Source organism: Rummeliibacillus sp. TYF005 (genome assembly GCF_003844195.1).
In the GTDB taxonomy this organism is placed as follows: domain Bacteria; phylum Bacillota; class Bacilli; order Bacillales_A; family Planococcaceae; genus Rummeliibacillus.
The window spans coordinates 1-13652 of sequence record NZ_ML122575.1; the positions used below are offsets into that span (position 1 = coordinate 1).

Here is a 13652-nt window from a genome sequence, read left to right on the forward strand (position 1 = left end):
ATAGATTACGTTCATGCTGGGCGCACCAAAAAAGCGGCTTCTATAGCCGCTTTTTAGTTTACCCTAAGTGCATTTTCAATTTTTCACAGATTTTATCCCCTACCTGCTCTGTTGTGGCATTTCCTCCAAGGTCAGGTGTGACGATTTTTTCTTGGATAACTTCTTCCATAACATCTATAATGGCTTTTGCAGATTCTGGATGACCTAAGTGGTCCAACATCATACTCGTACACCAAATAGATGCAAGTGGGTTTGCAATTCCTTTTCCAGCGATATCAGGTGCAGATCCGTGTACGGGTTCAAACATGGAAGGATATTTCTTCTCTGGATTAATATTTGCTGAAGGTGCAATGCCAAGACCTCCGACAATTGCTGCTCCTAAGTCCGTTAAAATATCGCCAAATAGATTGGATGCTACAACAATATCCATTGTTTCTGGTTTACTGACAAAAAAGGCTGCCAATGCATCGATATGGACAATATTACTTGTTACATCAGGGTATTCTTGATTGATCTTCTTCACGTACTCATCCCAAAATGGCATTGTATGGTTGATACCATTTGACTTCGTTGCAGCTGTAACATGCTTTCTTTTCCCTTGTTTTTGTGCCAAATCAAAAGCATATCTTAGTACTCTTTCGACTCCTTTTCGTGTGAAAACACTATTTTGAATCGCCATATCAGCATCAGTACCTTCGTAGATTCGACCACCGATATTCGAATATTCCCCTTCGTTATTTTCACGAATTACGATGAAATCAAGGTCTTTAGATGTTTTTCCTGCTAATGGTGATTGAATACCATTTAATAGCTTGACAGGTCGTAAATTAATATATTGCTCAAATTGTCTTCTTATTGGTAATAGAAGTCCCCAAAGTGATACGTGATCTGGCACACCTGGGTATCCAACTGCACCAAGAAAAATAGAATCAAAATCTTTTAATTGATCCAAGCCATCTTCTGGCATCATTCGACCATGCTTGGCATAGTATTCACAGCTCCAGTCAAATTCCTTATATGAAAATGAAATACCTCCATGCAATTCACTAACCGTATCTAATACCTTTTTTCCTTCTCTTACAACATCTACGCCAATTCCATCTCCGGGAATTAAAGCTATTGAATATTGATCCATCATCATTCTCCTATTCTTTTTACAAGTTTAGCACTTCTGGATTCGCAATATATTGCGGCTTTTCTCCAGCTAAAACTTTCAGTACATTTTGTGCTACAGTAGTGGCCATGATTTGATTGCTTTCTACTGTTGTTCCTCCAACATGTGGGGTTACAATCACATTTGGCAATTTTAAAAGTGGTAAATTTTCATCAGGTGGTTCTGGGTCAAATACATCAAGACCCGCCCCCCTAATTTTACCATTTTTCAGTGCATAATATAAATGCTCTTGATGAATTATTGCTCCACGGGCTGTATTGATGAAATAGGCAGAAGGTTTCATAATTGAAAAAAGCCGCTGGTCAATTGATAGTCTTGTTTGATCCGTTAATGGTAAATGGATGGAGATAAAATCACTTTGTTGGAAGACTTCTTCTATATTTGTATGAATGGTAACACCAAGTTCTTTAGCGACATGATGCTTTTCTGGTTTGTATGTACGAACCCAAGCAGTAACATCCATATCAAAACCATTTATAAGTATTTTCGCCACTTCCTGAGCAATATTACCAAAGCCAATAAGGCCCACCTTTTTCCCTTTGAGTTCTATAGATGGGATGACCATTCTTGCATTGTAATTGCCTACCTTCATCTGATTATGAAAAGGTAAGACTGACTTTGCTAATGCAAGTATTAGCATTACGGTGTGCTCTGCAGTAGACGTTTTATTTACTGCAGGTGCATGAAGGACCGGGATACTCTTTTTAGTTGCATAGTTAACATCAATATTATCTAGTCCTACACCTGCACCTGAAATTACTTTTAAACGTGGATTAGCATCTATGATTTCCTTCGTAATTTTCGCAGGCGCTCGGAGGATAATTCCCTCTACATCTTTGACAAGTTCACATAAATGTGGGATGTCATACTGATCCGTTCGAATTACTTTTGCATTTTTTAGCAGAATTTTTTCTCCCTCTGGATGGTACATGGAAAGGATTTGAAGAACTCTTGGATTGTACATAAACGGTTCCTCCAATCATCAAACTCTTAAATTTTCAACTATTGTTGCAATGCCTTGTCCACCACCGATACATGCAGTAATAAGTCCATATCTACCACCAATTCTTTCAAGTTCATGCATGATTTTAACTGTTAATATAGCGCCAGTTCCTCCTATTGGATGTCCTAGAGCAATTGCACCACCATTGACATTGAGTTTTTTCTTATCAATATTTAACTCTCTTAAGACTGCAAGTGATTGCGCTGCGAAAGCTTCGTTTAGTTCCACTAAGTCAATATCATCTAATTTTAAACCTGCTAGTCTTAAAGCCTTTAATGTTGCAGGTACTGGACCAATCCCCATAATTTCAGGTGGCACGCCTACAGATGCTTGTGCAACAATTCGAAGTCTTGGGGTCAATCCTTGTTTTAGGGCTAAATCTTCTGACATCATCACTAGAGCTGCAGCTCCGTCATTGCGGCCACTAGAATTACCCGCAGTAACTGTTCCATCTTCTTTAAAAACAGGCTTCAAAGATGCTAATTTTTCGATACTTGTTAAACGGGGGTGTTCATCTGTAGTAAATTGAATGATTTCTTTCTTATTTTTGATTTCAAAAGGAACAATCTCTTCCTTAAATTTTCCGTCTTGAATGGCTGTAGCTGCTTTTTGTTGGCTTTCTAATGCAAATTCATCTTGTTCTTCTCTACTAATATTGTATTTGGATGCTAAATTTTCAGCTGTTAAACCCATCGTTAAATTGCCGTATTTTTCGATTGGCTGTGCACGTGGTTGACTTTCTGTATTTGGATCGACTAGCTCCGCATTGCCTGCTCCATATCCATACCTTGCCTTTCTTAAATAGTAGGGAGCTGTACTCATGCTTTCAGCACCACCAGCAATAATCGTGTCTGAAATACCACAACTAATTTGTTGTGCGGCATTATTAATAGCTTGCAAACCTGAACCACATTGTCTATGAACTGTATAACCTGATACTTCGATTGGAAGTTCAGCTCTTAATGCTGCGAGTCTTGCGAGATTTGGTACATCTGAACTTTGTTTTGCATGTCCCCAGACAACTTCTTCTATTAGATGCGGATTTACTTGACTCCTCTGAACCACCTCACGTATAACTTTTTCAGAAAGAAAGTCGGCTTCAACGTCTTTTAGTGTTCCTCCCATACGCCCTATTGCTGTGCGTACACCGTCAATAATTACTGCATTTCCCATCCTTGCACCCCCATTTTAAATGTAAACAACTATTACTATCTTTTTCAGCAATTACTACTTTGATCGCTATTTAAATTCCCGTTTTAGTTCTCCTGCTATAATATTTTTTTGGATTTGAGAGGTACCTTCATATATTTTTGTAATTCTTGCGTCTCTGTAATATCTCTCAATTGGATATTCTTTCATATAGCCAATACCCCCATGAATTTGGACAGCTAAATCGGCAATACGATTGTATACTTCTGATCCATATAACTTTGCCATTGCAGCTTCTTTTACGACTCTTTTTCCCTGATCCGTCATCCACGCTACCCTGTAGGTCATAGAACGAAGTAATTCGATTTCTAGCGCCATATCGGACAACATATGTTGAACCGCTTGTTGATCAAAGATTGGCTTTCCAAACTGAACACGTTGCATCGCATAGTCCAAGCTATATTGCAGCAGTTTTTCGCAAGATCCAAGATTTCTTGCAGCAAGCCCAGCTCGACCATTCGCTAGGATCTTCAGTGCATTGACATACCCTTTTCCTTCTTCGCCAAGGACATTTTCTACTGGAACCTCCAAGTTTTCGAAAAACAATTCTGCAGAATGAGAACCCCGAAGCCCCATTTTCTTCTCTACATTTCCGACAATAAAACCTGGAAAATCTTTTTCGACAATAAATGAAGTAATGCCCTTCGCACCTTTACTTGGATCTGTTACCGCCATAACGGTAAAAATATTCCCACAAACTGCATTTGTAATATAGTGTTTTGAGCCATTGATAATATATTTATCGCCTTTTCTTTCCGCTTTTGTTTTGATATTAGCTGCATTAGAACCTGCACTTGGTTCTGTTAATGCAAAAGCACCAATCCATTCCCCAGTGGCCATTTTCGGAAGATACTTTTCCTTTTGTTCTTTTGTACCAAGTTCAACAATCCCTACCGTGCCTATCCCTGTATGCGCACCGAGTAATGTAGTATAGCCATTATGTGTTTTTCCTAATTCTTCATAGATTGCACATTTTCCAACCATATCTAACCCTAGTCCACCATATTCTTCAGGAATGCTTAAACCGAATAGCCCCATTTCTTTTGACTGCTCCACAATCGATTCAGGGATTTCATCATTTTCTTCAATTTCCATCGCAACCTTTTCAACTTCTCCTTGCACAAAATCATGGACAGCTTTTTTTAAGATTTGGATTTCTTCTGGTAGTGTAAAATCCATTACTTCATCCCCCTATTCCCCTTTAAAATGCGGTTTTCTTTTGTCTAAAAACGCTTGAGTTCCTTCTTGTTTGTCGTATGAACCCATTAAAATAGTTTGAGATAATTTTTCTAAATATAGTGCTGTTTCCATTTCGATATCTAATCCTCTGTTAACGGCTGTTTTGGCTAATCGTAAAGCTAAGGGACCTTTTATACTAATCTTATTTGCATATTCTTTTGCTTTTTCAATTAGTTCCTCTTGTGGTACAGCTGCACTTACTAGTCCAATATTTTTTGCTTCTTCTGCTGAAATAACTTCACCTGTTAAAATTAGTTCCATTGCTTTCCCTTTTCCGATTGTTCGTGAGAGACGTTGCGTTCCTCCTGCTCCTGGGATAATCCCCAAACCCACTTCCGGTAATCCCATTTTCGCGTTCAATGATGCCACTCTTATATCACAAGCAAGAGCCAGTTCTAATCCCCCACCTAAGGCATATCCGTTAATAGCTGCTATTGTAGGCTTCTCATATTCTTCTATTTTTCGATATGTTGCAGTCATATTGGGTTGAAGTGCATCAATCATCGTTCGTTTGTTTAATTCTTTAATATCTGCACCAGCTGCGAAAGACTTTTCACCAGATCCAGTGATAATGACGACTCGGATATCTTGATTGACTTTTAACTCTTCTAGTGCTTTTTCAATTTCTTGCAATGTCTCTATATTTAAAGCATTTCGTTGTTGAGGACGATTAATTTCTATAAAACCAAGTTCTTTTTCTTGGTAGACAAGAATATTGGCATATGTCATCTATTTTCCCACCCCAGTCTCAGTCAATTTTCATCGTTTGAAGATCTTCAGATATAATAAAATGCGCTTCTGTAAGTTGTTTGATCTCTTGTAATGAAGAGTCTTCTGCGATTTCTTTTAATAGAAGAGTGTTATCTTTCACCTCAAACAAGGCTTTTTCTGTTACTATCAGGTTTGCCGCTCTAATGCCGCTACTTGGATAGGTAAGTTTTTGAACAATTTTAGGTGTTTGATCTTTGGTAATATGTGTGATGGCGATTATAATCTTCTTAGCACTGGCAACTAAGTCCATTGCTCCTCCGACTCCTAAAATGTCCTTTCCAGGTACAGCCCAATTGGCAATTTCTCCTTTTTCGGAAATTTGGAGCGCTCCCATTACTGCGATATCTATATGGCCACCCCGGATCATCGCGAAAGAATCGGCACTTGAAAAAAGGGAAGATCCAATTCCTAAAGAGATGGGATGTTTGCTAGCACTAATGAGGTTCATATCGATCTCGTCTTTTGGAGGTGTTGGTCCCATTCCTAAAAGACCATTTTCAGATTGAAGGTAAACATGACTATCAGGTTTTAAATAATTTTGGATTAAAGATGGAATACCGACACCGAGATTGACAACCGAACCTGCATGGAGTTCTTTTACAATTCTTTTAGCAATTCTAATCCGAGCATCTTTTGAATTACTTTGTCCGCTCAACATACTCACCACCAATTTTTTCATATCGATCATTAAGAACCACATAGTCTACATAATTGTGAGGTGTGATGATTTGCTCAGGATCTAATGCACCAGCTTCTACGATTTCATCTACTTCTGCAATGACAATGTCTGCTGCAGTTGCCATCATCGGATTGAAATTACGAGCAGTTCTCGCGTAAACTAAGTTTCCCATTGTATCAGCCTTATCCGCTTTAATAAGCGCCAGTTTTGCTCGTATTCCCCTTACAAATAAATACGTTTCACCATCAAAATCTCTTTCTTCTTTGCCTTTTGCAATTTCTGTACCAACACCTGTTTTAGTATAGAACCCAGCAATGCCTGCTCCCCCTGCACGAATTGCTTCAGCAAGTGATCCTTGTGGAATAAGCTCTATTTCCAGTTCTCCATTGTTCCAAGCTTTAACAGCATCGCGGTTGGTAGTGAAATAGGAACCAATTGCTTTTTTTATATGTTTTGAGATTAATAATTTTCCTAACCCTTTCCCTGCTTCTCCTAAATTATTACTAATAATAGTGAGTTCTCTGGCGTGATTGGATTCTGTGATTGTTTCGATTAAAGTAAAAGGAGTTCCGCAAATACCAAATCCACCAACTAAAAGGCTATCTCCTTTACGAATCATTTCTACTGCTTCTTTAGCTGATATTCGCTTCTTGCATTCTCCTATTTTCACGATTTTCGCCTCCAATTACTAACTTTCGTAATTGTAAAAACCTGTTCCTGATTTGCGCCCTAAGCGACCTGCTTTGACATATTTAATAAGAAGGGGACTTGGCCTATATTTTTCGCCTAATGTTTTGTATAGATATTCCATATTCCGCAAACGTGAATCTAATCCGACTAAATCAGCTAGTTCTAGTGGTCCCATTGGGTGGTTCAATCCTAGTTTCATCGCTTTATCAATATCCTCTGCTGAAGCAATACCTTCCATCAACATGTTCATCGCTTCGTTACCAATAAGACAATTCATACGACTAGTGACGAATCCAGGAAACTCGTTTACTTCCACTGTTTCTTTTCCTAATTTCGCTCCGATTTCTTTCACTTTTGCTACCGTTTCATCTGACGTATCCAGCCCTCGTATAATTTCGATAAGTTTCATCTTATGAACTGGATTAAAAAAGTGCATGGCCACAACTTTATCAGGCCTTGACGTTTGAGCTGCAATTTCTGTAGGGCTCATCGTAGATGTATTCGTTGCTAAAATTGTATGTTCTGGACAGATTACATCTAGTTTTTTAAATACATCAATCTTAATGTCAATTAATTCAAAAACAGCTTCAATCACAATGTCTGCATCATGAGCAGCTGTTTGTAAATCTGTAGTATAGTTCAAATTTGTCATAGCCATTTCAACTTGCTTGCTTGTTAAGTAGCCTCTTTCTGCACTTTTTAGCAATTCTTTTTCTATATATAACTGTGCTTTCTTTAAATTTTCTTCATTGACATCATTTAAAACAACATTGAAACCACTAATTGCTGCTGTATAGGCGATTCCTCTTCCCATAATGCCTGAACCGACAACGGTTAATTTCTCCACTTATAGTCACCCCTTGTATAACGTAGAAACCTGCATTTCCAAAGTAGAAATTGCAGGTTATTTTTTGGATTAATTGTTATCTATTTGCGCTCTTTGTAATTTTCCACTGTAGTCAACATAAATCGATTTCCATTCTGTATAGACATCTAATGCAGCTACACCTGAATCCCTATGACCATTTCCTGTACCTTTTGTACCGCCAAATGGTAAGTGAATTTCTGCTCCAGTTGTTCCTGCGTTAATATATACGATACCTGTATCTAAATCACGCATAGCTTTAAAGGCTTTATTGACATCTGCTGTATAAATTGCACTTGAAAGACCGAATTCTACACTGTTATTCACTTTCACAGCTTCATCTAAATTTTCTACAGAAATGATTGACACTACTGGTCCAAAGATTTCTTCTTTTGCTATACGCATATCTGGTGTTACATTTGTGAAAATCGTTGGTGCATAGTAATTGCCGCTATCTAAACCATTTTCAGTGACGATCTTACCGCCTGCTAATAGGATTGCCCCTTCTTCTTGGCCAATCTTGACATATTCATCGATTCTTTCTAAAGCTTCTCTATTGATAACAGGTCCAACTTTAACTGTTTCATCAAGTCCATCGCCCATCTTTAATTCATGAATACGGCTTATTAGCTTTTCTTCTAATGCTTTCTTTACATCTTGATGTACAATTACACGGCTTGTTGCTGTACATCTTTGGCCTGCTGTACCAAATGCACCCCAAAGAATACCTTCTACAGCAAGGTCTAAATCAGCATCTTCTAAAACGGTAATGGCATTTTTTCCACCCATTTCAAGTGATGTCCTCTTTAACAATTCCCCAGCACGGCCATTGATTGCTTTTCCTACTTCGTTTGAACCGGTAAACGAGATAATATCGATATCTGGATGCTCAACCAGTGCATTGCCGACTTTGCTTCCTGAACCATTTACTAAATTGATAAGGCCTTTTGGTAAACCGGCTTCTTCATAAATCTTCACAAACTCTTGCGCTGTCATCGGCGTTTCTGTCGCTGGTTTCCAAACCACTGCATTGCCAGCTACTAGCGCAGGTAGCGATTTCCAAGAAGCAATCGCGATTGGGAAATTCCACGGTGTTATAATGCCAACAACGCCTACAGGTACTCTTACACTCATCGCAAATTTGTTGCGAAGTTCTGATGGGATTGTATCACCAAAGAGTCGGCGCCCTTCTCCGGCCATGTAATAAGCCATATCAATCGCTTCTTGTACTTCTCCTCTTCCTTCATCAATCACTTTTCCCATTTCACTCGTTAAAACTTGTGCAATCTCTTCTTTTCTTTCTTTTAATAGATAAGCCACTTTATATAAAATATCTGCTCGTTCAGGAGCAGGAACTAATCTCCATAACTTTTGTGCTTCTTTTGCAGCTTGTACCGCTAGTTGGACATCTTCATCAGTAGATTGTGTTACTTCCGCTAAAACTTTTCCGTTTGCAGGATTCATAACTGGTACAAACTTTCCTGTCGAACCTTCCAACCACTCACCATTAATATAATTTAAAACTTTTGACATCTGGAACCCTCCGATAACTTTAGTTTTATAAACTACCATTTAGTTGACTTCGTTTTGTATTTTTTACTTGTCCATTATTAATGAGCTTTATAAAACTAGGATATTTTTATTTTTGAAGGATATGCATGATTTCTAGTAATTTATGGTGATGTATTTTAAATTGGTAGTAATTATTTTGTTACCGTATGTCCAATTAAGGAATTTAACGATGGTTTAAATTGAATGAAAGTGGTGGGATTTTTTATGTAAGAGCCTTAAGGGCTATTTATAGGAATATAGATTGAAATGACTATACTGATATTTAAATTAATAGTGCTAAAATGAGAAAAGTGATATTTAGGATTTTTTACAATTAGGGTTTGTTTATGACTACTGTGATCTTTTTATCACAACCTGGGCTTTGTTTATCACAACTCAGGTCTCTTTTATCACAACTCACGCTGCTTTTATCACAACTCAGGTCTCTTTTATCACAACTCAGTTCCTTTATCACAACTCAGGCTTCTTTTGTCACAACTCAGACTCTCTTTATCACAACTCAGGCTGCTTTTATCACAACTCGGGTCTCCTTTATCACAACTCAGGCTCTCTTTATCACAACTCAGGTCTCCTTTATCACAACTCAGGTCTCCTTTATCAACTCGTACCCTCTTGGAGATTTTAGGCTGCTTTGCTTCTCATTTTATAAAGATTTATTCAGCCAAATTTAAAAAAATCCATTATACTGAGACAATATTATGAGATTTTATGGTAAAATTACATTTGAACTGAATAAAAACTTACTAAATGTAGGAGAGGTACTAGAACAACCCTCTATAAAAAACTAGGGATAAACTATATCTTTAGGGATGTAGTTTTTTATTTTGCTAGCAACCTCCTTATTTTTAGACTATAGGGAGGTGTTGTGAGATATGGGTTTATTTGATTTTGAAAAGTTCATTACATAATGTGTGTAATTTCATCGATGGTTTAAATTCATAATTTCAAAGGAGACTTTTCAATGAGAATATTTTTATATCTTTGTGCAATTGTGTTAGCAAATGTGATAACAGCGAATTTTGCGCCTTTGCAATTTGGCGTTTTCATCATACCTTATGGATCCTTTCTAATAGGAGCTACGTTTATACTGCGTGATCTTGTTCAAAACAAATATGGTAAGAAAAAGACCTACCTTTTTATCGGCTTAGCATTAATACTTTCAGCAATATCTAGCTATCTTCTAGGGGATACACTTTGGATTGTATTTGCAAGTGCGGTAAGCTTTGCTGTTTCTGAAACAACGGATACTGAAATCTATTCAAGATTAAAAGCTTCAATTAGTATGAGAATTATGTATAGTGGCATTTTCGGGGGTATTTTAGATTCTTCCATATTCGTCATTATTGGTTTATCCCCTCTTGGTGCTGGAATGGTGCCTTGGAATGCGGTTTGGATGGCTATTTTAGGTCAAGTAATTATTAAAATTAGCATGCAAATTATTGGCGTAATGGCTTTACATTTTACTCGTTTTACTAAAACAGAATTTGCTAGTTAAATTGGAGGGTGAAATCAATGTTAAAAGATGAAAAAGCAATTGTCGTTTTTAGTGGTGGTCAAGACAGTACTACTTGCTTGTTTTGGGCATTACAAACGTTTAAAGAAGTTGAGGCTGTTACATTTAATTACAACCAACGCCATGTAGCAGAAATTGACTGTGCAAAAGAAATAGCAGAAGAACTTGGTGTAAAACATCATATTTTAGATATGTCTTTACTAAATCAGTTAGCACCAAATGCACTTACTCGAGATGATATAGAGGTTAAAGCTGGGGAAGACGGTGCATTACCTTCAACTTTTGTGCCTGGACGCAACTTATTATTTTTATCATTTGCAGGGGTTTTGGCGAACCAAGTTGGAGCAAAACATATTATTACAGGGGTATGTGAAACAGATTTTAGCGGTTATCCAGATTGCCGGGATGATTTTGTGAAATCATTAAACGTAACTTTAAACCTTGCAATGGATGAACAGCTTGTTATTCATACGCCTTTGATGTGGTTAGATAAGGCAGAGACATGGAAAATGGCAGATGATATGGGGAAATTGGAATATGTTCGGACGAAAACGTTAACTTGCTATAATGGCATTAAAGGTGATGGCTGCGGAACATGTCCAGCTTGCCATTTACGTTTGAAAGGTTATGATCAATATTTAAAAATGAAATAATAGAACAATGCTGTCCTGAAAGGTTTAAACCTACGATGGACAGCTTTTTTACTTTATCTAGTCTCAAATATATCTAATTGCTAATATTAACATTACAAGACATGAGATAGAGAGAATGATGGTTGTAAGATATTGTTTTGAATTCTTAATATATTTCCATTCCATAAATATTTGGAAACCAGCTAAAATGATGAAATATCCTAGCCACCACCACTTGGTATCAAGAAAACTAAAATTGAATACATTACTTAAAATTAGTAAAAATATAATACTTACAAGAATAATTTTTCTTCCCCTTCTATCAACTTCTCTCCCGGGGGTATCTGCGATTTTCTTTTTTTCTACACCTAATAATTTATTAAAAACTACTTCTAATCCAAGCGTTAATAAAATTATAATTAAAACTATCGCTAAAAATTTCACTTTATTTCACAAACCTTTGCTTAGAATATATATATTTGCAAATAAATTAGGAGCTTACCTTATATTTAGGTAGCCCCTAATGTCTAGTGAAACACAATTGTTTTATTTCCTTCTACAATAATTCGATTTTCCAAATGCCATTTCACCGCTTTTACTAAGACGCGGCGTTCAATTTTGGCTCCGATTTTTTTCAACTGTGCTGCATTATCTCTGTGATCTACACGTTCAACGTCTTGCTCAATTATTGGTCCTTCGTCTAAATCATTTGTGACATAATGAGAAGTTGCACCAATCAATTTCACTCCTCTTGCAAATGCGCGTTCATAAGGACCAGCCCCTATAAATGCAGGTAAAAACGAATGATGAATATTAATGATTCTATTTTTAAAATGATTAACAAAATCAGGTGTTAAAATTTGCATATATCGAGCTAAAATTAGAACATCCACTTTATATTTTTCCATTAAACGAATTTGCTCTTCTTCTACTTGTTTACGAATATCCTTATTAGCAGGTATATAGAAGAATGGAATACCCAATGCTTCAACCATTGGTCTTGCTGTTTCATGGTTGCTGATTACAAGCGCAATATCCGTGTCTAAATCGCCATTTTGCCATTCCCACAGTAATTCCAACAAACAGTGCGTTTCTTTTGAAACAAAGATTGCAGAACGTTGGCGAACATTCCGATAATAAAAATGGTAATCCATCTGATAATTTTCTGCTATTTCTTTAAATTCCAATTCCATATCATCTGCTTTTTCTTGTAAATTATCACAATGATATTCTATTCGTATAAAGAAAGTTCCATTCACTGGATTCGTCGAAAACTGACTAGATTCAATAATATTTGCATTGTGATTATGTAAAAATGAAGACAATACAGAAACAATCCCAGGCTTATCCGGGCATTTCACTAACAAACGTGCACGATTTTCTAAACCATCATTTAAATTCCCCATCTATGTACATCTCCTACTTTTTGTATATTTTAAATTATCAAATAATTATAGAGAATATTCAAGTCTTTTCTTTCTAACTGATTAATTTATTTTGATTCCTCTTACCATTTCAGAATGCAAAAAATAAAATCCTTTTTGAAGTTGTATCCTACTAGCAATTTACTTTGTTATTTCTGAATAAAATACATTATAAAAAATATAATTATTTTATAGGGCAAATATTGATACGGGTTGTCATGCAATTTAATTTACTGCAGTTATTCACTTGCACAAAATAAAAAACAGTTGGATATACTGTACTTAACTAAATTTATATCTCATTAAGGAAAGAAGCGGTGAAACATGAGCACTTCATTTCGTTACGATCCTTTTCAAAATCTGCAAGAAAAAAATATGACTTTTGAGGATGTTTTTCAATATATAGTGGGTTTTATGCATCAAAACCCTAGAGGGAATTATCGGTTAATCGTGGGGACCGATTCGCAAGTTCATAAATCTCATACTGTATTTATTACAGGAATCGTCATTCTAGAGGAAGGGCATGGGGTATGGGCTTGTATTAGAAGAGTGATTGTACCACGTAAAATGCTGCATCTACATGAGAGAATATCGTTGGAACTGTCATTTACCGAAGAAATAGTTGCGATGTTCACTGAAGAGAAGAAGAAACAGCTCATTGATATTGTGATTCCCTATTTGTATGAGGGTTCGACATTTACGATGGAGGGGCATATCGATATCGGGGCTGGTAAACGCAACAAAACAAGAGAATTTGTAAATGAGATGGTAGCCAGAATCGAATCCATTGGTGTAGAGCCAAAGATTAAACCAGAAGCATTTGTAGCCTCCTGTTATGCCAATCGGTTTACGAGATAATTGGAAGTTAAAAAATCCATTCA

The 13652-nt window shown here is 36.7% G+C and carries 14 protein-coding genes and 1 riboswitch; of the genes, 3 read left to right on the forward strand and 11 right to left on the reverse strand.

Annotation, left to right across the window (positions count from 1 at the left end; genetic code table 11):
- Positions 1 to 58: 58 nt before the first annotated feature.
- From CW357_RS14385 to CW357_RS14425, 9 genes are all read right to left on the reverse strand, one after another.
- Positions 59 to 1135 carry a tartrate dehydrogenase gene (locus tag CW357_RS14385; protein WP_119417170.1) on the reverse strand — a complete coding sequence of 359 codons (1077 nt, stop codon included), beginning with the start codon at positions 1133 to 1135 and terminating at the stop codon, positions 59 to 61.
- 19 nt (positions 1136 to 1154) lie between these two features.
- Positions 1155 to 2138 (reverse strand): hydroxyacid dehydrogenase, encoded by a 984-nt coding sequence (locus tag CW357_RS14390; RefSeq protein ID WP_124218393.1) that lies wholly within the window; start codon positions 2136 to 2138, stop codon positions 1155 to 1157.
- A gap of 18 nt (positions 2139 to 2156) precedes the next feature.
- On the reverse strand, positions 2157 to 3350 hold the full coding sequence (locus tag CW357_RS14395) for a thiolase family protein (RefSeq protein ID WP_124218394.1): 1194 nt from the start codon (positions 3348 to 3350) through the stop codon (positions 2157 to 2159).
- Between the two features lie 66 nt (positions 3351 to 3416).
- Complete coding sequence (locus tag CW357_RS14400) at positions 3417 to 4565, reverse strand: acyl-CoA dehydrogenase family protein (RefSeq protein ID WP_124218395.1); 1149 nt, start codon at positions 4563 to 4565, stop codon at positions 3417 to 3419.
- A 12-nt stretch (positions 4566 to 4577) separates the two neighbouring features.
- On the reverse strand, positions 4578 to 5354 hold the full coding sequence (locus tag CW357_RS14405) for an enoyl-CoA hydratase/isomerase family protein (RefSeq protein ID WP_124218396.1): 777 nt from the start codon (positions 5352 to 5354) through the stop codon (positions 4578 to 4580).
- Between the two features lie 19 nt (positions 5355 to 5373).
- Positions 5374 to 6075, reverse strand: a complete 702-nt coding sequence (locus CW357_RS14410) for a 3-oxoacid CoA-transferase subunit B (protein WP_241155111.1) — start codon at positions 6073 to 6075, stop codon at positions 5374 to 5376.
- Positions 6035 to 6745: a CoA transferase subunit A gene (locus CW357_RS14415; protein WP_371684257.1), complete on the reverse strand. Its 711-nt coding sequence runs from the start codon at positions 6743 to 6745 to the stop codon at positions 6035 to 6037. The genes CW357_RS14410 and CW357_RS14415 overlap by 41 nt, the downstream gene beginning before the upstream one ends.
- 18 nt (positions 6746 to 6763) lie before the next feature.
- Positions 6764 to 7612 (reverse strand): 3-hydroxyacyl-CoA dehydrogenase, encoded by an 849-nt coding sequence (locus CW357_RS14420; protein ID WP_124218397.1) that lies wholly within the window; start codon positions 7610 to 7612, stop codon positions 6764 to 6766.
- Between the two features lie 69 nt (positions 7613 to 7681).
- Positions 7682 to 9163: an aldehyde dehydrogenase family protein gene (locus tag CW357_RS14425; RefSeq protein ID WP_124218398.1), complete on the reverse strand. Its 1482-nt coding sequence runs from the start codon at positions 9161 to 9163 to the stop codon at positions 7682 to 7684.
- 788 nt (positions 9164 to 9951) lie between these two features.
- Positions 9952 to 9996, forward strand: a riboswitch (PreQ1 riboswitch).
- A gap of 167 nt (positions 9997 to 10163) precedes the next feature.
- Here CW357_RS14425 and CW357_RS14430 point away from each other — a divergent pair.
- Both CW357_RS14430 and queC read left to right on the forward strand, forming a co-directional pair.
- Positions 10164 to 10697, forward strand: a complete 534-nt coding sequence (locus tag CW357_RS14430) for a VUT family protein (RefSeq protein WP_124218399.1) — start codon at positions 10164 to 10166, stop codon at positions 10695 to 10697.
- Between the two features lie 17 nt (positions 10698 to 10714).
- Positions 10715 to 11368, forward strand: coding sequence for a 7-cyano-7-deazaguanine synthase QueC (gene queC / locus CW357_RS14435; protein WP_119417179.1), 654 nt, complete (start codon positions 10715 to 10717; stop codon positions 11366 to 11368).
- A gap of 63 nt (positions 11369 to 11431) precedes the next feature.
- On the opposite strand, the gene CW357_RS14440 is transcribed toward queC, so the two are convergent.
- Entirely contained in the window at positions 11432 to 11791 is a 360-nt protein-coding gene (locus CW357_RS14440; RefSeq protein ID WP_119417180.1) for a DUF4181 domain-containing protein, read from the reverse strand.
- Positions 11792 to 11874: 83 nt separating this feature from the next.
- The gene (purU, locus tag CW357_RS14445; RefSeq protein WP_124218400.1) at positions 11875 to 12753 is read right to left on the reverse strand and encodes a formyltetrahydrofolate deformylase; all 879 of its coding nucleotides are present in this window, start codon (positions 12751 to 12753) and stop codon (positions 11875 to 11877) included.
- 342 nt (positions 12754 to 13095) lie between these two features.
- On the opposite strand from purU, the gene CW357_RS14450 reads away from it, so the two are divergent.
- Positions 13096 to 13629 carry a ribonuclease H-like YkuK family protein gene (locus CW357_RS14450; RefSeq protein ID WP_124218401.1) on the forward strand — a complete coding sequence of 178 codons (534 nt, stop codon included), beginning with the start codon at positions 13096 to 13098 and terminating at the stop codon, positions 13627 to 13629.
- The last annotated feature ends 23 nt before the right edge of the window (positions 13630 to 13652 follow it).